Source organism: Mycobacterium noviomagense (assembly GCF_010731635.1).
Taxonomy (GTDB): Bacteria; Actinomycetota; Actinomycetes; order Mycobacteriales; family Mycobacteriaceae; genus Mycobacterium; species Mycobacterium noviomagense.
Genome location: NZ_AP022583.1, coordinates 3,756,028 through 3,775,160, shown reverse-complemented (window position 1 = coordinate 3,775,160; position 19,133 = coordinate 3,756,028). Strand labels below are relative to the sequence as shown.

The window sequence follows — 19,133 nt, the reverse complement described above, 5'->3', positions numbered from 1 at the left end:
CTCCGATTTCCCAGGATATAGCTCACGCGAGCCGCAAGCTGCGTACCGGCAGCGGCGCCAGCAGTTCACGGCCGCCGAGCTCAGCCAGCTCGAGCACCACCGCCGCCATGGTCACGACGGCGCCGGCGTGTTCGAGCAGCCGCTGCGCCGCCCCCACACTGCCGCCAGTGGCCAGCACGTCGTCGACGATGACAACGCGCCGGCCCGCCAACTCGATCCCGCTCGCCGGAATCTCCAGGATCGCGGCGCCGTACTCCAGGTTGTACGGCTCGGCGAGCACCGGCGGCGGCAGCTTGCCGCCCTTACGGATGGCCAGCACGCCGGTGCCCAGCCGGGTTGCGACGGCACCGGCGACCAGGAATCCACGGGCATCGATGCCGGCCACCAGGTCGGCTCCGGCGACCGCGTCGGCCAGCGCGTCGGTGACCGCCGCCAGTCCGCGGCGGTCGGCGAACAGCGGGGTGAGGTCTTTGAACTGCGTTCCCGGCGTAGGGAAGTCGGCCACTTCCCGGGTCAGCGACGCGATCAGATCATCGATGGACCCGTTCACTGTCACCGCACCAGCACCCAGCGGTCCATGTTCCAGCCAGCGCCCCAGCGGGTCGGGTTGCTGGTCACGGCATAGATCTTTTTCGAGGTGACCAGTGTGCGCTGTTGGCGATACAGCGGCATCGTCGGCATGTCGGCCCACAGCACTGCGGCGCCGTCGCCCAGCAGCCGCGCCAGGTCTGCCGGGTCGGCGGAGACGGCCTGGGAGCTGATGATGCCGTCGACTTGACTGTTGCGGTAGCCCGAGAGGTTGTTGCCGTTGCCGCTGTAGAGGTCGTAGCCGTCCATCGCCGACGATCCGGTCGACCCGCTTCCTGTGGCGCCGCCGGTGCTGGCGAGCAAGGCGTCGATCTGGCCGGCCTTGAGCGTCTGTGGGCCGGTGGCCGGCGAGGTGGCGTCGGAGACCGCGATGCCCGCCGGCGCGCAGGCTTTGGCGATGGTCCCGACGATGGCGGCCAGCCGCGCGTTGGGTGCGCGGTAGCCGATGCGGACGGGCAGCGGCGCACCACCCAGCTCGTTGCGGGCGGCGTCGGGATTGGCGCGCATAAACGGGACGGCCGCCGGGGTGGCGCTCTCGCCCTGACCCAGGGCATCGTCGGCGGCTGTGTGCAGCCTCGCATTGGCAATCGGCACCGCGGCGTCGCGTGCGATCAGATCGCGCGGCGTACACATCGCAAGCGCGCGGCGGGCGCGGGTCTGCGACAGCGGACCAACTGAGGAAAAGATCAACTGCTGGATGCCGCCCGACGCCGAGTCGGTGCGCTGGTAGGTGTCGGGGGTGATCAGCGATCCCGACGACCCGGCCGCGACGTCGACGACATCGAGGGACTTGTTGTTGATCCGGTCTTGGATGTCGGCTTCCTGCGGCCACACCGTGACCCGCCTGGTGACGGGCTTCGTGCCCCACCAGCGGTCGTTGGCGACCAGCACCACCGCGCCGCCCTGCAGCACCGACTCGATCTTGTACGGTCCCGACGAGGGGAAGTGCTTCAAGTCGAGGCCGGGCTTGAGGTCCCACGTCGTGTTCCATACCTGCGCGATGCGGTCCACCACCGGTGTGTTGTTGGTCTGGAGTGCGGCGGTGACATTAGCTTCTGGGACGCCCAGCTCGTCGGCGATCACGTGGGACGGCATCAGCGACGTCGCGGTGAACAGCTGGCTGTAATCGACGGCATTGCGGTCCGGGGCAAACGACACGCGCGCCTTCTTCTGTCCCGCGTGGCAGTCGATGTTGGCGATGTCGATGTAGCCGGCGCGGTTGGCAGCGTCGAAGCCGGGGAACCGGCCCGACTGCGCGGCCCAGGCCAGCACCAGGTCGTCGCAGGTCACCGGCCTGCCGTCGGAGTAAACGGCGTTGTCGGCGATCTGGTAGTCCAAAACCAGCGGCGCACCGCCGACCACCGAGACGGTCCCGAAGTCGTGGTCGGCGACGACCTGCCCGTCGGGTCCGTGGTAGCCGAATCCGGTGAGCGTGCGGGCGAACGCCTGCGCTGCGGCCGACGCGGCACCGTTGACGGTGTTGGCGTTGTAGGTGAGAAGGCTGCCGTCGACCGCGTAGTCGATCTGGCCGGCGGCGCTGCCCGCGCACCCCATCAGCAACGCCAGGCCCGCGGCCACCAGTGTCGCCGCCAGCGAGACCGTGGCCGCGCGCCGACACCAGGAAGCCATCGGGGCTATCGCTTGTTCCGCTTACCGGTGGGCCGCCGCTGGCTTCCGGTGGGCCGCACCGGGCGTGCGCCCGGTGCGGGTTTGCTTGGCGCCGGCTTGCTGTGAGCGGCCGCAGCTGCGGTGACTTCCTGCTGGGGTTCCTCGCCCCTTGATTCCGCCGCGGATTCGGTTGCCGCCCCTGCCTTTTCGGGTTCCCTGACGCGCGAGGGATCGCGGCGACGCAGCACGCGGCGGGTGTGGCCGCGGACCAGTTCGGTGCGTTCCCGAAGGGTCACCAGCAGCGGGGTTGCGAAGAAGATCGACGAATAAGTGCCGACGAGGATGCCGACCAGCTGCACCAGCGCCAGGTCCTTGAGGGTGCCCACACCAAGGAGCCACACCGCCACCACCAGCAAGGCGATCACCGGCAGCACCGAGATCAAGCTGGTGTTGATCGACCGCATGAAGGTCTGGTTGACCGCCAGATTGGCTTGCTCGGCGAAGGTGCGCCGCGTGGTGTGCTGAAAACCGTGAGTGTTCTCCTCGACCTTGTCGAACACGATGACCGTGTCGTAGAGCGAGAAACCGAGGATGGTCAGCCAGCCGATCACGGTGGCGGGGGTGACTTCGAAGCCGACCAGTGAATACACCCCGGCCGTCACCGTGAGGTCGAAGAACAATGCCGCCAGCGCGGAGATCGCCATGTAGCGCTCGTAGCGCACGGTGATGTAGAGGGTGACCAGCACCAAGAACACCACCAGCGCGATCACGGCTTTCTTCGTGATTTGGCCGCCCCACGTCGACGACACTGCCGAGTCGCTGATGGACTGCTTGCTGGGCTGACCGTCGGCGCCCCGAGGGTGAAACGCGTTGAACAGCGCATCTTTTAGCTTCGCGGTCTCCTGGTTGGTGAGGTGCTCGGAGCGGATCTGGATCGAGGCCGAGCCGCCGCTGCCCACGATCACCACCGACTCCGGTTCGCTACCCAGTGTGCGACGGAAGACGTCCTGGACTTGGCTGACCTGGACGCCGCCACGTGGGAACGACACCTTGGTGCCGCCCTGGAAATCTATCCCGAAGGTGAACCAGCGGATCGCGATGCTGGCGATGGCGATCGCGACGATCGTCGCGCTAATCGCATACCAGAACCGGCGTCGCCCGACGACCTCGAATGCGCCGGTGCCGGTGTAGAGCCGGGTGAAGAAATTGTGGTGCGGCAGCTGGGTTTCGTCGCTGACGTCCAGTGCGGCTCCGGTGGATTTAGTGAGTTCCCTTGCGCCACTTGTGGTGTTCGACTTCGAAGCCATCTCGCTATCCCCGTCCTACCTGGGCAACGGCGCGGCGCTCGCGTGCGACCTGCTGAACCGCGCCCAGGCCGTTGAACTTCGGCTTGGCCAGCGTTGCCGACTTGGACGCCAGATACACCAGCGGCCAGGTCACCAGGAACACTACGACGGTGTCAAGGATGGTCGTGAGCCCCAACGTGAACGCGAACCCCTTGACCTGTCCGATGGCCAGGAAGTACAGCACGGCGGCGGCCAGGAAGGTGACCGCATTACCCGACAGGATCGTCTTGCGGGCCCGCGCCCAACCGCGAGGCACCGCCGAGCGGAACGAACGACCTTCACGGATCTCGTCTTTGATGCGTTCGAAGAACACCACGAACGAGTCGGCGGTGGTGCCGATACCGATGATCAGACCCGCGATGCCGGCCAAGTCCAGCGTGTAGTTGATATATCGGCCCAGCAACACCAGGATCGCGAAAACCATTGCGCCCGAAGCGGCGAGCGATAGTGCGGTGAGCACGCCTAAAGCCCGGTAGTACAGCAGCGAGTACACCAGCACCAGCGCCAGCCCGATCGCGCCCGCGATGAGGCCCGCGCGCAGCGACGTCAAACCAAGTGTGGCCGAGACGGTTTCGGCTTCCGACGATTCGAATGACAGCGGCAACGAGCCGTATTTGAGCACGTTGGCCAGTTCCCGGGCCTGGCCTTGGGTGAAGTTCCCGGTGATCTGCGTTCGGCCGCCCGGGATCGCTTCGCGGATCTGCGGCGCGCTGACCACCTGCGAGTCCAACGTGAACGCCGTTTGGGTGCCGACGTGGGCTGCGGTGAAGTCCGCCCAGGTGTTGGCCGCGCCGCTCTTGAATTGCAGGTCGACGACGTAGCCGCCGCTGTGCTGGTCCAGACCGTAGCTGGCGTTTTGGATCTGGTCACCGCTGATGATCGACGGCGCCAGCAGATACGCCATCTTGTGGTCCTTGTCGCAAGTCACCAACGGCAGCTTGGGGTCGTCATTGCCGGCCAGGATGTCGTCTTCGCCGCAGTGGAGGCTCTCATACCTCATCGCCCAAAACTGCACGCCTGGGTCGGTGCTCTGCCGCAAGTCCTGCTCGTTGCGGATGCGCTCGGCGAGGTCCTTGCGCGGGTCCGGAGGGGCCGGTTTTGCGGCGGGCGCCGACGGTGCGGCACTGGGTGCTGCTGGAGTGGGTGGCGGGCTGGGCGTCGGCTCCTGCGGGTACGGCCGTGGCTGCGGTGCCGGCTGTCCGCCGGGCGGCGGCGCTTCGCCGGGCTGACCAGGTGGGGCTTCCGGTGGCGCTTCGCCGGGCTGGCCAGGCGGCGGTGGCGCTTCGCCGGGCTGACCGGGCTGGGTGCCCGCCGGCCCAGGTGCGGGAAGTGGCTGCTGATCCGGCGGCGGTGCGGTTTCCGCCGGGATCGCGTTGATCACCGGCCGGATATAGAGCCGCGCGGTCTGACCGAGATTGCGGGCCTCGTTGCCGTTATTCCCGGGGACCGTGATGACCAAATTGTCGCCGTCGACGATGACTTCCGAACCGGACACACCCAGGCCGTTGACCCGGGCACCGATGATCTGCTGGGCCTGCGACAACGCTTGGCGGGTCGGGCGTGAGCCGTCCGGGGTCCGCGCCGTCAGCGTGACCCGGGTACCGCCTTGCAGGTCGATGCCGAGTTTGGGTTCAGCCCGTTTGTTCCCCGTCAGGAACACCGGCAGGTAGACGCCGACCAGCAGGACCAGGAATACCGACAGATAGCGGGCAGGATGCACCGGCGCCGAAGGCGATGCCACGTTCTCTCCTCACACTCTCGCGCGATCCGCTCCCGCGGTGGTCACTGCACCCCGCAAAGAGTACGTGCCGGTGGGCCGAGCTCAGTCGTTGGTCAGCCGCTCGCGGTCGGGCGTGTCCTGCTCGACGGCGGCGGCCTCGGCATCGGAGGTCTCCGGTTCGATACGGTCCCGGATGGCCAGCTTCATCCAGGTCGTCACCACGCCCGGGGCGATCTCGAGGTCCACTGTGTCGTCGGTGATGCCGGTGATGGTCGCTTGCAACCCGGATGTGGTGTGCACGCGGTCACCGATGCGCAGCGACTCGTGCAGGTCGATGGTGGCTTGCATCGCACGCTTCTGGCGCCGCGACGCGAAGAACATGAATCCGGCCAGCAGAATGATCAGCGGCAGGAAGACGAACAGGTCCATGACAGCAACTATCTTTCGTATTGGTTGAGGGCCAGGGCGTCGAACATGAGCATCTCCCCGGCTTGGTAAGTCCCCAGTGTGCCATTGCGGGCCTTAGCTACCGATCCGATGGCCTTGACGCGGCGCTGCGACAGTGAGACAACGGGCGATATGACCCGCATCGTGGACTCGGACCAGCACCTCTACGAGAGCCGTTCGCTCTGGGCCGACCATATGGATCCGGCCGCCCGCGAGGAGGCGCTGAGCCTGGTCGACGACGAACTCGGCTACACCTGGCTGAGCTGGCGCGGCGCTCACCTCGCTCTGGCCGACGTCCACCTTCCCGGCAACACCGCCTCGTGCGGGGAGCACCGCAACCGGCAACGGTCCGGCGAGCCGGCGTCCTACCGCTACGACGAGGCGTTGCCCGACTCTTACTGGCTGCCCGCGGCTCGCATCGCCTGGCTCGACGACGTGGGTCTTGACGAGGCGGTCCTCTTCCCCAATTTCGGCCTGTTGTGGGAGCGGCGCCTCTCGTCGTCGCTTCCCGCCCTGACCGCGAACATGACGGCATGGAACCGCTGGTGTGCGGTGGTGCAGGCCGAGGGCCGAGGGCGCCTGCATCCGGTGGCTCATCTCACGCTGCGCGACCCAGACTGGCTGCAGACCGAGCTGGACGCACTGGCCTCCGCCGATGTCCGGCTGGCCATGATCGGCGCCGGGCCAGTGGACGGCCGGGCGCTGTCGCACCCCGACCACGACCCGATGTGGTCGGCGTTCGTCGACCATGGCGTCACACCGGTCTTCCACGTCGCCGACCAGATACGAGTATTCGACGACTGCTGGTACCCGGAAGACCCGACGGACGACTTGGCCACGGCGACCGAGGCGGTGTTCTTGTGGGTGCCTCCGGCGCTGGCGTTGACCGACCTGATTCTGCACGGCGTGTTCGATCGCCATCCCGGGCTGCGCTTCGGCGTCGTCGAGCTGAGCTCGGCCTGGGTGCCGTCGTTTCTGCTGATGCTCGACGGCGCATCGGATTTCACCACCCGGCTCAACGGCCGGCCGGTGGCACAGCTGTCGCGGCGACCGAGCGAATACTTCCTCGACTACGTCCGGGTGTCGTCCTTCTCCTACGAGGACCCCAAGCAGCTGACCGACAAGACCGGCGACGTGTTCATGTTCTGCAGCGACTATCCGCACTCCGAGGGCACCGCGACACCACTCGACGACTATCGGCGGATGGGCTGCGACGAGGCGGCGATGCCCGGCCTGTTCCACGACAACGTCGACGCGCTGCTGGGTCGGTAACCCGATGGAACTCACCGAGGCGCTGCGAACCACCGGCGCGATCCGCGCCTTCCGGGACCAAGCCGTCGACGACGCCGTGCTGGCCCGTGTGCTGGACACCGCACGCTTCGCGCCGAGCGGCGGAAATGCGCAAGCCTGGCGGGTGGTGGTCGTCAAGGATCGCGCCACGCGGCGCCGCCTGCGCGACCTCTATGTGCAGGGAATGCGCGAGTACATGGCGATAGCCGCCGCCGGACTGCGGCCGTGGGCACCGACCAACGACCGCGAGGCCGAAAAGCAGGCCCTGGCGGCCGTGAAAGCCGACAGCGACACAGGCGACTTCGCCGAGCGGTTCGACGAGGCTCCGGTACTGCTGGCAGTGTTCGTCGACCTGTCGTTGCTGGCTGCCATGGACCGCGACGCGGCCCGATATTCGTTCGCCGGAGGCGCCTCGATCTACCCGTTCACCTGGAGCATCCTGCTTGCCGCACGCGACGAGGGGCTGGGCGGTGTCATCACCACCATCCTGATTCGCGCCGAAGACGAGGTGAAGTCATTGCTGGGAGCCCGCGACCCGCTGACGCTGGCGGCAGTCATCGCGCTGGGTTATCCGGTCCGTCAACTGCGCCGGCTCAACCGGGCGCCGCTCCCCGCCTTTGCGACCGTCGACTCGATCGACGGTCCGCCGTTCGGTACGCCTGGAGCGTAGCGAATCCGCTGCCGGTCACCACACAAGCGGGACAAGCCTCTTGGTACTGCGGCAGTACTCGGCATAGCCCGGCAGATCTCGCTGGAGCAGCTCTTCCTCCGCGACGATGCGGCGATGGTAGGCGCGACCCAGCAAGGCAGCCACTAGAACGATCACCGGAATGTTGCGTGAGGCGAGACCGAATCCTGCCCACGTCATCAGTGAGCCCGCGTATCCCGGGTGTCGGACAAACCGGTAGGCGCCCGTGTCGACGACATGTTGGTGGTCTTCGGTTCGCAGCGTCCGCGTGTAGAAGGCGCCGAGCGTGTGCATCGACCACCCTCGTAGGGCTATCCCAGCTGCCTGCAACGCCAATCCGATCGGGCCGGTCACACCCGGGAGCCTCAGCACGCGGACTCGCTGCAGGACAAGCGGCAGCTGGGTGGCCAGGACATACGCGCTGACAATCAAGCGTGTAGTTCCCCGGTCGGCGCTCGAGGTCTCCAAACTCGCTGCAGCGCCGGGCTTTCGGAGCACTGCTTCGCCCGCGAAAAAGCCGGCGATGCCGATATACCCGGCAACGAGCCATCCCCCACCGGGCGGCGAATAGCGTCTAACCAGCGATGACCCGGCGACCATATCGACAGCATTCCACCGAAAGCGGGCAACGCCGCACCGATAGGCTCGAATCACCACCCGCGACCCGGACTGCCGTGAGGAGACCGACGTGCCCGCTCTCGACCAGAGTCGCCATCTCGTCACCGAAATCCCGGGCCCGGCCTCGCTGGAACTGACCAAGCGTCGCGCCGCCGCGGTGCCAAGCGGTGTCCGCAGCACCATGCCGGTGTACGCCGTGCGCGCCGGCGGCGGGATCGTCGAAGACGTCGACGGCAACCGGCTGATCGACCTCGGGTCGGGCATCGCGGTCACCACGATCGGCAACGCCGCGCCGCGCGTCGTCGACGCCGTCCGCGCCCAAGTCGCAGAGTTCACCCACACCTGCTTCATGGTGACCCCGTACGAGAACTACATCGCGCTCGCCGAACAACTCAACCGGTTGACGCCGGGCTCGGGTGACAAGCGCTCGGTGCTGTTCAACTCTGGCGCTGAGGCGGTGGAAAACGCCATCAAGATCGCGCGTTGCCATACCCGCAAACCCGCCGTGGTAGCGTTCGACCACGCCTACCACGGCCGCACCAACCTGGCGATGGCCCTGACCGCCAAATCGATGCCGTACAAGAGCGGTTTCGGGCCGTTCGCGCCGGAGATCTACCGGGCGCCGCTGTCCTACCCGTTTCGCGACCGCCTGCTCGACGAGAAGCTGGCCACCGACGGTGAGCTGGCCGCCCAGCGGGCTATTCGCGTCATCGACCAGCAAGTCGGCGTCGACAACGTCGCCGCGGTGCTCATCGAACCGATCCAGGGCGAAGGCGGCTTCATCGTCCCCGCTCCCGGATTCCTGCCTAGCCTGCTCGAATGGTGCCGGCAGAACGACGTGGTGTTCATCGCCGACGAGATCCAAACCGGTTTCGCGCGTACCGGCGCGATGTTCGCCTGCGAGCACGAAAGCATCCGGCCCGACCTGATCTGCACCGCCAAAGCGATCGCCGGTGGATTGCCCCTTTCGGCGGTGACCGGACGCGCCCAGATCATGGACACCGCCCAACCGGGCGGCCTGGGCGGCACGTTCGGCGGCAACCCGGTGTGCTGCGCGGCGGCGCTGGCCAGCATCGCGACGATCGAGGCCGACGGGCTGGTCGAGCGGGCGAGGCACATCGGCGAGCTGATCACGGACCGACTGCGGGCGTTGCAGCGTGACGACGAACGGATCGCCGATGTCCGCGGCCGCGGCGCCATGATCGCCGTCGAGCTGGTGAAACCCGGCTCCACTGAGCCCGACCCCGAGCTGACCAGCGCGCTGGCCGCCGCCGCACACGCCGCCGGGGTAATCGTGTTGACCGCGGGCACCTTCGACAACGTCATCCGGCTGCTGCCTCCGCTGACCATCAGCGACAAGCTGCTGACCGAGGGACTCGACGTGCTCATGGAGGTACTTCCAAAGCTGTAGCGCGCTAACCCGTAATGTTTCTCATCGGCGTGGATGGGTATATCGGGTTGCGCTGCCGGACAAGTGTCGGGGCCGTGCTGGTCGGCCAGCTGCAGCGCCACTTCGGCATCAGGTTACCGGCAGCCGCCATGCGCTCACTGGCTGCCGCAGTACCTGTCGCTGATGTCACAACGCACGAGTCGAATAGTCCGGAATATCATTAGCTATGCTAACGTAGTTTCCATCAGGTGCAGCGTCGCACCACATCCAGACTTACCAAGTGATTGTTGTGAGGTTCGTTATGTCGAATGATTCCCGAGAACTCCTGGAGCGTCGTGTCGCCGAGTTGTCGGCCAACGACCCGCAGTTCGCCGCCGCCCGACCGAACCCGTCCGTAAGCGCCGCTATCGCGCAGGCCAGACTGCGGTTCCCGCAGGTCGTCCGCGTCGTGCTGGAGGGTTACTCCGACCGGCCCGCGCTCGCGCAACGCGCCTACGAGCTGGTCAAGGACCCACAGAGCGGGCGTACGTCCGCCCGGCTGCAGCCCTGGTTCGACACCATCACCTACGGCGAGCTCCGCGAGCGGGTCGACACGCTGTCCCGTGCCCTGAGCGACGGCCTGGTGGCCCGCGGTGATCGGGTGTGCGTGCTGGGCTTCAGCAGCGTCGACTACACGACGATCGACATCGCGCTGGGACTGGTCGGCGCGGTGTCGGTGCCCCTGCAAACCAGCGCCGCGCTCACCCAGCTGCAGCCGATCGTTACCGAAACCGAGCCCACCCTGTTTGCGGCAAGCGTCGACTACCTTTCCGATGCTGTCGACTTGCTCCTCGCCGCCGCCGAAGCCGGCCACAAGCCCGGACGGCTGGTGGTGTTCGATTACCGCGGCGAGCTCGACGGCAACCGCGAGGCGCTGCAGAGCGCGCATGAGCGGCTCGCCGACCTCGGCATCACGATCCAGACACTCAACGAGGTCCGCGAACGCGGCGCAGCGCTGCCGGCCGCGCCGGTCTTCGAGTCCGACCCCGAAAACCACGACGACCCGCTTGCGTTGCTGATCTACACCTCCGGCAGCACCGGCGCGCCCAAGGGCGCGATGTACCCGCAGAGCAACGTCGCCAAGATGTGGAACAGGTCGACCCGCAACTGGTTCGGGCCGTGTGCCGCGTCGATCACCGTCAACTTCCTCCCGATGAGCCACGTCATGGGACGGGGCATCCTCTACGGCACGCTGGGCAACGGCGGCGTCGCCTACTTCGCCGCCAAGAGCGATCTGTCGACGCTGCTCGAAGACTTGCGCCTGGTGCGGCCCACCGAGCTCAACTTCGTGCCGCGCATCTGGGAGATGTTGTACGGCGAATTCCGCAGCGAGGTGGACCGGCGGATAGCCGCGGGAGCTGACCGCGAAACGGTCGAGTCGCAAGTGCTGCGCGACATGCGCCAAGAGCTTCTCGGCGGCCGGTTCATCTTCGCGATGACCGGTTCGGCACCCACCTCCCCGGAGTTGCGGAAATGGGTCGAATCGCTGCTCGAAGCGCCTTTGATGGACGGCTTCGGCTCCACCGAGGCCGGGATGGTGTTGTTGGACGGCCAGGTGCAGCGTCCGCCGGTGATCGACTACAAGCTCGTCGACGTCCCCGAGCTGGGTTACTTCAGCACCGACCGGCCGTATCCGCGCGGCGAATTGCTGCTCAAGACCGAGAACATGTTCCCCGGCTATTACAAACGCCCCGACATCACCGCCGAGGTGTTCGACGCCGACGGCTACTACCGGACCGGCGACGTCTTCGCCGAGGTGGCGCCCGATCGGCTGATGTATGTCGACCGCCGCAACAACGTGCTGAAACTCGCGCAGGGCGAGTTCGTCACGCTGGCGAAGCTGGAGGCGGTGTTCGACACCAGCCCCCTCGTGCGCCAGATCTACGTCTACGGCAACAGCTCACAGCCGTACCTTTTGGCGGTGGTCGTGCCGACCGAGGACGCGCTCGCGCGCTACGACGTCGAGACGCTTAAGCCGATGATCGCCGACTCGCTGCAGAACGTCGCGAAAGAGGCCGGCCTGCAGTCCTACGAGGTGCCGCGCGACTTCATCATCGAGACCACACCGTTCAGCCTCGAGAACGGTCTGCTGACCGGAATCCGCAAGCTGGCGTGGCCGAAGCTCAAGCAGCACTACGGCGAACGGCTCGAGCAGCTTTACGCCGAGCTGGCCGAAGGCCAGGCCAACGAGCTGGCCGAACTGCGCCGCAACGGCGTGCAGCGGCCGGTGCTGGACACCGTCAGCCGGGCCGCGGCCGCCATGCTGGGCACGGCAACCACCGACGTGCGGCCCGACGCGCACTTCACCGAATTAGGCGGTGACTCGTTGTCTGCGTTGACGTTCGCCAACCTGTTACGAGAGATCTACGACATCGACGTGCCAGTCGGTGTGATCGTCAGCCCGGCCAGCGACTTGCAGGAGATCGCGGACTACATCGAGGCCGAACGGCAAGGCTCCAAGCGGCCGACGTTCGCCTCGGTGCACGGCCGCGACGCGGTCGAGGTGCACGCTCGTGACCTGACGCTCGACAAGTTCCTCGACGCCAAGACGCTGGCCGACGCCCCGAACCTGCCCGGCCCGAGCGCCGAGGTGCGCACCGTACTGTTGACCGGCGCGACCGGCTTCCTGGGCCGCTACCTGGCGCTGGAGTGGCTGGAACGCATGGACCTGGTCGACGGCAAGGTGATCGCGCTGGTGCGGGCTAAGGACGACGCAACCGCGCGGACGCGGTTGGACAAGACGTTCGACAGCGGCGACCCGAAGCTGCTCGCCCACTATCGCGAGCTGGCAGCCGACCACCTCGAGGTCGTCGCCGGCGACAAGGGCGAACCCGACCTCGGCTTAGATCGGCAGACCTGGCAGCGCCTGGCCGAGACAGTCGACTTGATCGTCGACCCCGCCGCGCTGGTCAACCACGTGCTGCCCTACAGCCAGCTGTTCGGCCCCAACGCGCTGGGCACCGCCGAGCTGATCCGGCTGGCGCTGACCACGAAGATCAAGCCGTACACCTACGTGTCGACCATCGGGGTGGGCGACCAGATCAAACCGGGCACGTTCACCGAGGACGCCGACATCCGGGTGATCAGTGCGACCCGCAATATCAACGACAGCTACGCCAACGGCTACGGCAACAGCAAGTGGGCCGGTGAGGTGCTGCTACGCGAGGCCAACGACCTGTGCGGCCTGCCGGTCGCGGTGTTCCGCTGCGACATGATCCTGGCCGATACCACGTATGCCGGCCAGCTCAACCTGCCGGACATGTTCACCCGGCTGATGCTGAGCCTGGTGGCCACTGGAATCGCGCCCGGTTCGTTCTACGAGTTGGACGCGGACGGCAACCGGCAGCGGGCCCACTACGACGGGTTGCCCGTCGAGTTCATCGCCGAGGCGATCTCGACGCTGGGGGCTCAGAACGTCGATGGCTTCCAGACCTATCACGTGATGAACCCGCACGACGACGGCATCGGGCTCGACGAGTACGTCGACTGGCTGATCGAGGCCGGTTACCCGATCCGACGCATCGACGACTACGCCGACTGGGTGCAGCGGTTCGAGACCGCGATACGTGCCCTGCCGGAGCGGCAACGCCAGTACTCGCTGCTGCCCCTGCTGCACAACTACCAGAAGCCGGAAAAGCCGATCCGCGGATCGATGGCCCCGACCGACCGGTTCCGGGCAGCGGTGCAAGAGGCGAAAATCGGCCCGGACAAAGACATTCCGCACGTGACGCGGGAGGTCATCGTCAAGTACATCACCGATCTACAACTGCTCGGTTTGCTCTGACGAGAAGACGCGAGAGCCCCCATTTCCGCGATGAAATGGGGGCTTTCGCGTCTGGCGGCGCTGGGTTAGCGGCCAGCGCCGACATGGCGTCGGCGGCGGAAGAAGCTGCCTTTGCTCTCCCGCGGCTCTTCGGCCGGTGCCGCGTACTGATCGCCGCGCACCTGGGTCATCGCGTCCGGCGAGACTGCGGGAGCGGCTCCGTACTCCGGCGCCGGTTCCATTGCCGGCACGTCGTCGGTCGCGGCCGCCGCTGCGGGCTCGACGTCACGCGCCAATCGGACCGACAGGCGGGCCAACGCCGCTCCGCCCAGGAAGACGATCAGTGCACCGAGTCCGGAGAAGTAGGTGATTTCCAGCAGCGCTCGCTTGAGGTCGGTGGCGGCCACCGGGTGGCCGATGTCGCCGATCCGCAATACCGAGGACAAGGTGCCGCCGATCACGAACCAGCCCCCGGCGAAGACGGCGAGCCAGCCCCCGAACATCGCGGTGGCGCGGTTTCCCGAACCGATCAGCAACAGTCCGCCTACGACGGTGGTGACTCCTGGGAAAACTTCCAGCCAGCCACGCGCCGCGGTCCATGCCCACGCCTTGTCCGGCGTGTAGGCCCAATCGAAAAACGGCCCGACAAACGGGATCAATGCGCCCCATGCGCCCAGGAGGACCAGGAGCAACCCCGTTACCGCACCGCGGGTGCGGGGCATTTGCAGACCGTCGAGTCGTTCAACTCTGCGTGAGCCTCTCATCGTGTCTCCTCAACCAGCGGATACCGGCTGTACCGGCGTACAACAACTGGCTGGGTACCCGCATCAGTGGCGGCGTAACCGGCTAAAAAGCGTGCTAGTCGAAGAGGCCGGGCTGGCCGAGACCCGAGACTCCTACGGGCGGCGTCATCCCGAGATGAGTCCACGCCAGTGGGGTGGCCACCCGGCCCCGGGGAGTGCGCGCGATCATGCCGGCCCGCACCAAAAACGGCTCGCACACCTCCTCCACCGTGGCGGCCTCCTCCCCGACCGCGACCGCCAGCGTCGACACCCCGACCGGACCGCCGCCGAAGCTGCGGGTCAGCGCCGACAGCACGGCTCGGTCCAGCCGGTCCAAGCCGAGTTCGTCGACGTCGTAGACCTCCAGCGCCGATTTGGCGACGTCCCGGGTGATGACGCCGTCAGCGCGCACCTCGGCGTAGTCACGCACGCGGCGCAGCAGCCGGTTGGCGATCCGCGGAGTGCCGCGCGAGCGGCGGGCGATCTCCGCGGCGGCGTCGGCGCCGAGCTCGATGCCCAAGATTCCCGCCGAACGCGCCAGCACCTGTTCCAGCTCGGCCGGCTCGTAGAAGTCCATGTGGGCGGTGAAGCCGAAGCGGTCACGCAGCGGGCCGGTCAGCGCGCCGGAGCGGGTGGTCGCACCGACCAGGGTGAACGGTGCCACCTCCAACGGAATCGACGTTGCGCCAGGGCCTTTGCCCACAACGACGTCGACCCGGAAATCCTCCATCGCGAGGTAGAGCATCTCTTCGGCGGGCCGGGCGATGCGGTGGATCTCGTCGATGAACAGCACGTCGTGCTCGACGAGGTTGGACAGCATCGCCGCCAGATCGCCGGCCCGTTCCAGCGCCGGCCCGGATGTGACCCGAAGCGACGACCCGAGCTCGGCGGCGATGATCATCGCCAGCGACGTCTTGCCCAGCCCGGGCGGCCCGGACAGCAGGATGTGGTCCGGCGTGCCGCCGCGGTTCTTGGCGCCCTCGATGACCAGCTGCAGCTGTTCGCACACCCGCGGCTGGCCGATGAACTCCCGCAGCGAACGCGGCCGCAGGCTGGCGTCGACGTCGCCCTCGCCGACGGTCAGCGTCGGCGTCACGTCTCGTTCGCCGGGCTCGTCGGGAAACTCGCTGAACCGGCTCACTTGTTCTTCCCCAACAACGACAGGGCGGCGCGCAGCGCGCTGGCCGTGGTGGCGCCGTCGTCGGTGGCCAGCACCGCGTTGGTGGCTTCCTCTGCTTGCTTGACCGCAAACCCGAGCCCGACCAACGCCTCGACTACGGGTCCGCGCACGGCATGACCGTTGACCGACGAACTCGGCGCCGCGGCGGCGCCGATCTTGTCGCGCAGTTCGAGCACCATTCTTTCGGCGCCGCGCTTGCCGATGCCCGGCACCCGGGTCAACGCAGTGACATCGCCGTCGGCCAGGGCCTGGCGCAGCGCCGCGGCGTCGTAGACCGCCAGCGTGGCCAGCGCGATCTTCGGCCCAACCCCGGAGACGCCCAACAGCGTCAAGAACAGGTCGCGGGTCTCGATGTCGGGGAAGCCGTAGAGCGTCATCGAATCCTCGCGCACGATCATCGCGGTGATCAGCCGGGCTTCCGTGCCGCGCCGCAGGGTCGCCAGCGTCGACGGTGTCGCGTTGACCCGGTAGCCGACCCCCGCTGCCTCGATCACGGCGTGGTCCAGCGCCACCTCGAGCACCTCACCGCGGACCGACGCGATCATCGGGCGGCCTTCACTTTCGCGGCGAACTTCTTGCGCTGCTCGGCCGCCTTGGCCTCGGCCGCTGCCATCCGGGCGATCATCGGCGCGCGCCAGCAATGACAGATCGCCAGCGCCAGCGCGTCGGCGGCATCCGGCGGCGTCGGTTTAGCTTGCAGCGCAAGGATTTTCGTGACCATGGTGGTGACTTGATCCTTACCTGCGCCGCCGTTGCCGGTGACCGCGGCCTTGACTTCGCTGGGCGTGTGGAAATGCACGTCGATCCCGCGTTTGGCCGCCGCCAATGCGATCACCCCCCCGGCCTGCGCGGTGCCCATCACGGTCGACACGTTCTGTTGGGAGAACACCCGCTCGATCGCGATGACGTCAGGGTGATGGGTGTCCAGCCAGTGCTCGACCGTGTCGCTGATGGTGAGCAGCCGCCGCGGCAGCGCCTCGTCAGCGGGTGTGCGCACGACGTCGACGTCCACGGCGATCACTTGCCTGCCCAGCCCGCCCTCCACGACCGACAGACCGCAGCGGGTCAGGCCGGGGTCGACTCCCATTACGCGCACCGCATGCTCCCTCGACGCCGAACGGCTGTTCGATAACACTAGCGGCCGGGGCCGACATCCTCGGGCAGCGACACAGCGCGCGCCGCATGCAGCGAAATCCACATTTTGCAGAAGAGCGAGTAGCGGCCTGCCAAACGTCGATCTGGAAGAGACGGCCGAACCCCGCCCTCACTCCTCGATCTGGGCCAGGATCTCGTCGGGGATGTCGGCGTTGGTGTAGACGTTCTGCACGTCGTCGCTGTCTTCGAGCGCGTCGACGAGTTTCATCACCTTGCGCGCGCCCTCGGCGTCGAGCGGAACGGTCACCGACGGCTGGAATCCGGCTTCGGCGGAGTCGTAGTCGATGCCGGCTTGCTGCAGCGCGGTGCGCACCGCCACCAGGTCACCGGGCTCGGAGATGATCTCGAAGCTGTCGCCGAGGTCGTTGACGTCCTCCGCGCCGGCGTCCAGCACGGCTGCCAATACGTCGTCCTCGGTCAAGCCGTCCTTCTCCAGCGTGACGACGCCCTTGCGGGAGAACAGGTACGCCACCGAGCCGGGGTCGGCCATGGTGCCGCCGTTGCGGGTCATGGCGACTCGCACCTCGCTGGCAGCGCGGTTGCGGTTGTCGGTCAGGCATTCGATGAGCACCGCCACCCCGTTGGGGCCGTAACCCTCGTAGGTGATGGTCTGGTAATCGGCGCCGCCGGCTTCCTCGCCGGCGCCGCGTTTGCGGGCCCGCTCGATGTTGTCGTTGGGCACCGAGCTCTTCTTCGCCTTCTGGATGGCGTCGTAGAGCGTCGGGTTACCGGCCGGGTCACCGCCGCCGACGCGGGCCGCTACCTCGATGTTCTTGATCAGCCGGGCGAAGTTCTTCCCGCGCCGGGCGTCGATGACGGCCTTCTTGTGCTTGGTGGTGGCCCATTTGGAGTGGCCGCTCATCCGCTACTACCTCTTCTTTTGCTCCCAAAGTTCGCCAGACGAGTCTACGTGGACGGCCGGCGCCTTAATCTCCAGGATTCCCGGCGCGGGTAGGGCGGCTGGCGTATACCCATGTGCCCGCCTCATAGCGATTATTAGCTGGGCTAATCGCTAAGAGGTGGGCAACGCGCCACCCATCTCCTCGGTGACTGGAGTGACAGGAGGCGCCAGTGGGGTCAGACCTGTCCCTTGACGATGTCGACGAACATCCGGTGGATGCGGCAATCGCCGGTCATCTCCGGGTGAAACGCGGTGGCCAGCATCGGGCCTTGGCGCACCGCGACGGTATGACCGGCGGCCTCCGCCAGCACCTGCACGTCGGCACCGGTCCGCTCCACCCACGGCGCGCGGATGAACACCGCGTGCACGGGGTCGTCGAGACCCACGAACTGCAGATCGCCTTCAAACGAGTCGACCTGACGACCAAAAGCGTTGCGGCGCACCGTCATATCGATGGCACACAACGGAACTGCTTCCCGGCCACCTGCGCCCGCGTCGAGAATCTCGCTGGCCAGCAGGATCATCCCCGCGCAAGCCCCGTACGCCGGCAACCCGTCGGCCAACCGGGCCCGCAAGGGCTCCAGCAGGTCCAGGTCACGCAGTAGGTGGCTCATCGTGGTGGACTCCCCACCGGGGATGACGAGCCCGTCCACCGACTCCAGCTCGTCGCGACGACGCACCGGTATCGCATCGACGCCCGCCTCACGCAGCGCCGCAAGGTGTTCCCTGGTATCCCCCTGCAGCGCCAGGACGCCGACCCGCGGCGAGCTCACGGCGAAGAAAAGTCGCGCTTGTAGCGGGTCAAGCCCTCCTGCATCACCGCCGCGACCATCTCGCCGTACTGGTTGAAGATCTTGCCCTGCGTCAGCGACCGCCCGCCGCACGCCGACGGCGAGGACTGGTCATATAGCAGCCATTCGTCGGCCCGGAACGCCCGCATGAACCACATCGCGTGGTCCAGCGAGGCAACCTGCAGATGCGCCCGCTCTTCGAAGTGGATCACCTGAGCCGATCCGAGCAGTGTGAGATCACTCATATAGGCCAGCGCGCAGATGTGCAGCACCGGGTCGTCGGGCAGCGGATCGCGGTGCCGAAACCACACCTGCTGCTGGGAGGCCAGTCCCGGTAGGCGTTCCAGCTTGTCCTGCGGCACGATCCGCACGTCCCACTCGTCGAACTGGCGAAAGCCGGCGTCGTCGAACACTTTCATCGACCGCAGCCCGGGCAGGTCGTCCGGTGGCGGCGCCGACGGCATCACGTCCTGATGCTCGATGCCACTCTGATCGGTCTGAAACGACGCCGACATGGAAAAGATGGTTTCCCCATGCTGAATCGCATTGACCCGCCGGGTGCAAAACGAGCCGCCGTCACGAATGCGTTCGACGAGAAAAACCGTGTGCGCCTTGGCATCTCCGGGCCGCAGGAAGTAACCGTGCAGGGAGTGCACGAGGTAGCGCGAATCGACGGTGCGCACGGCCGACACCAGCGACTGGCCGGCGACATGCCCGCCGAAGGTGCGCTGCCAGTTGCCCGATTCGGGGCTGAACACGCTGCCGCGATAGATGTTGACCTCGAGTTGCTCGAGATCGAGGATCTGCTCGATCGACACGAAACGTTC

General features: G+C 67.1%; 17 protein-coding genes. 4 read left to right on the top strand and 13 right to left on the bottom strand.

Annotated elements, in window-relative coordinates:
• Positions 1 to 22: 22 nt before the first annotated feature.
• The 5 genes from G6N15_RS17975 to yajC all read right to left on the bottom strand — a co-directional run bounded on the left by G6N15_RS17975 (position 23) and on the right by yajC (position 5,691).
• Complete coding sequence (locus G6N15_RS17975; RefSeq protein ID WP_232070273.1) at positions 23 to 556, bottom strand: adenine phosphoribosyltransferase; 534 nt, start codon at positions 554 to 556, stop codon at positions 23 to 25.
• Entirely contained in the window at positions 553 to 2,217 is a 1,665-nt protein-coding gene (locus tag G6N15_RS17970; RefSeq protein ID WP_083085683.1) for an ABC transporter substrate-binding protein, read from the bottom strand. Before G6N15_RS17970 ends, G6N15_RS17975 begins: the two co-directional genes overlap by 4 nt.
• Positions 2,218 to 2,222: 5 nt before the next feature.
• On the bottom strand, positions 2,223 to 3,503 hold the full coding sequence (gene secF, locus G6N15_RS17965; protein ID WP_083085682.1) for a protein translocase subunit SecF: 1,281 nt from the start codon (positions 3,501 to 3,503) through the stop codon (positions 2,223 to 2,225).
• Between the two features lie 4 nt (positions 3,504 to 3,507).
• Positions 3,508 to 5,283, bottom strand: coding sequence for a protein translocase subunit SecD (gene secD / locus G6N15_RS17960; RefSeq protein ID WP_083085677.1), 1,776 nt, complete (start codon positions 5,281 to 5,283; stop codon positions 3,508 to 3,510).
• An 81-nt stretch (positions 5,284 to 5,364) separates the two neighbouring features.
• Complete coding sequence (yajC, locus tag G6N15_RS17955; protein WP_083085675.1) at positions 5,365 to 5,691, bottom strand: preprotein translocase subunit YajC; 327 nt, start codon at positions 5,689 to 5,691, stop codon at positions 5,365 to 5,367.
• Between the two features lie 150 nt (positions 5,692 to 5,841).
• Here yajC and G6N15_RS17950 point away from each other — a divergent pair, with 150 nt between their 5' ends.
• Positions 5,842 to 6,981 carry an amidohydrolase family protein gene (locus G6N15_RS17950; RefSeq protein WP_163748142.1) on the top strand — a complete coding sequence of 380 codons (1,140 nt, stop codon included), beginning with the start codon at positions 5,842 to 5,844 and terminating at the stop codon, positions 6,979 to 6,981.
• Between the two features lie 4 nt (positions 6,982 to 6,985).
• Positions 6,986 to 7,669: a nitroreductase family protein gene (locus G6N15_RS17945; protein WP_083085670.1), complete on the top strand. Its 684-nt coding sequence runs from the start codon at positions 6,986 to 6,988 to the stop codon at positions 7,667 to 7,669.
• A gap of 15 nt (positions 7,670 to 7,684) precedes the next feature.
• Here the strand turns inward: G6N15_RS17945 and G6N15_RS17940 are convergent, their stop codons facing one another.
• Positions 7,685 to 8,287 (bottom strand): methyltransferase family protein, encoded by a 603-nt coding sequence (locus G6N15_RS17940; protein ID WP_083085667.1) that lies wholly within the window; start codon positions 8,285 to 8,287, stop codon positions 7,685 to 7,687.
• A gap of 88 nt (positions 8,288 to 8,375) precedes the next feature.
• On the opposite strand from G6N15_RS17940, the gene gabT reads away from it, so the two are divergent.
• Positions 8,376 to 9,716 carry a 4-aminobutyrate--2-oxoglutarate transaminase gene (gene gabT, locus G6N15_RS17935; RefSeq protein ID WP_083085664.1) on the top strand — a complete coding sequence of 447 codons (1,341 nt, stop codon included), beginning with the start codon at positions 8,376 to 8,378 and terminating at the stop codon, positions 9,714 to 9,716.
• Positions 9,717 to 9,996: 280 nt separating this feature from the next.
• The gene (gene car, locus G6N15_RS17930; RefSeq protein WP_083085661.1) at positions 9,997 to 13,518 is read left to right on the top strand and encodes a carboxylic acid reductase; all 3,522 of its coding nucleotides are present in this window, start codon (positions 9,997 to 9,999) and stop codon (positions 13,516 to 13,518) included.
• Between the two features lie 65 nt (positions 13,519 to 13,583).
• Here the strand turns inward: car and G6N15_RS17925 are convergent, their stop codons facing one another.
• From G6N15_RS17925 to tesB, 7 genes are all read right to left on the bottom strand, one after another.
• On the bottom strand, positions 13,584 to 14,261 hold the full coding sequence (locus G6N15_RS17925; RefSeq protein ID WP_372506505.1) for a hypothetical protein: 678 nt from the start codon (positions 14,259 to 14,261) through the stop codon (positions 13,584 to 13,586).
• Between the two features lie 94 nt (positions 14,262 to 14,355).
• On the bottom strand, positions 14,356 to 15,420 hold the full coding sequence (gene ruvB / locus G6N15_RS17920) for a Holliday junction branch migration DNA helicase RuvB (RefSeq protein ID WP_083085655.1): 1,065 nt from the start codon (positions 15,418 to 15,420) through the stop codon (positions 14,356 to 14,358).
• A complete protein-coding gene (ruvA, locus tag G6N15_RS17915) occupies positions 15,417 to 16,004 on the bottom strand; it encodes a Holliday junction branch migration protein RuvA (RefSeq protein ID WP_083085652.1) in 588 nt (195 codons plus the stop codon). Before ruvA ends, ruvB begins: the two co-directional genes overlap by 4 nt.
• Entirely contained in the window at positions 16,001 to 16,555 is a 555-nt protein-coding gene (gene ruvC, locus G6N15_RS17910; RefSeq protein WP_083085650.1) for a crossover junction endodeoxyribonuclease RuvC, read from the bottom strand. The genes ruvA and ruvC overlap by 4 nt, the downstream gene beginning before the upstream one ends.
• 168 nt (positions 16,556 to 16,723) lie before the next feature.
• The gene (locus G6N15_RS17905) at positions 16,724 to 17,476 is read right to left on the bottom strand and encodes a YebC/PmpR family DNA-binding transcriptional regulator (protein WP_083085647.1); all 753 of its coding nucleotides are present in this window, start codon (positions 17,474 to 17,476) and stop codon (positions 16,724 to 16,726) included.
• A 215-nt stretch (positions 17,477 to 17,691) separates the two neighbouring features.
• Complete coding sequence (pdxT, locus tag G6N15_RS17900; protein WP_083085644.1) at positions 17,692 to 18,288, bottom strand: pyridoxal 5'-phosphate synthase glutaminase subunit PdxT; 597 nt, start codon at positions 18,286 to 18,288, stop codon at positions 17,692 to 17,694.
• On the bottom strand, positions 18,285 to 19,124 hold the full coding sequence (tesB, locus tag G6N15_RS17895; RefSeq protein WP_083085641.1) for an acyl-CoA thioesterase II: 840 nt from the start codon (positions 19,122 to 19,124) through the stop codon (positions 18,285 to 18,287). Before tesB ends, pdxT begins: the two co-directional genes overlap by 4 nt.
• Positions 19,125 to 19,133 lie beyond the last annotated feature (9 nt).

Coding starts and splice junctions, on each gene's coding strand:
- G6N15_RS17950 (WP_163748142.1), top strand. CDS start 5,842: ATGACCCGCATCGTGGACTCGGACCAGCACCTCTACGAGAGCCGTTCG.
- yajC (WP_083085675.1), bottom strand. CDS start 5,691: ATGGACCTGTTCGTCTTCCTGCCGCTGATCATTCTGCTGGCCGGATTC.
- G6N15_RS17925 (WP_372506505.1), bottom strand. CDS start 14,261: ATGAGAGGCTCACGCAGAGTTGAACGACTCGACGGTCTGCAAATGCCC.
- secF (WP_083085682.1), bottom strand. CDS start 3,503: ATGGCTTCGAAGTCGAACACCACAAGTGGCGCAAGGGAACTCACTAAA.
- G6N15_RS17940 (WP_083085667.1), bottom strand. CDS start 8,287: ATGGTCGCCGGGTCATCGCTGGTTAGACGCTATTCGCCGCCCGGTGGG.
- car (WP_083085661.1), top strand. CDS start 9,997: ATGTCGAATGATTCCCGAGAACTCCTGGAGCGTCGTGTCGCCGAGTTG.
- ruvA (WP_083085652.1), bottom strand. CDS start 16,004: ATGATCGCGTCGGTCCGCGGTGAGGTGCTCGAGGTGGCGCTGGACCAC.
- G6N15_RS17905 (WP_083085647.1), bottom strand. CDS start 17,476: ATGAGCGGCCACTCCAAATGGGCCACCACCAAGCACAAGAAGGCCGTC.
- G6N15_RS17970 (WP_083085683.1), bottom strand. CDS start 2,217: ATGGCTTCCTGGTGTCGGCGCGCGGCCACGGTCTCGCTGGCGGCGACA.
- G6N15_RS17945 (WP_083085670.1), top strand. CDS start 6,986: ATGGAACTCACCGAGGCGCTGCGAACCACCGGCGCGATCCGCGCCTTC.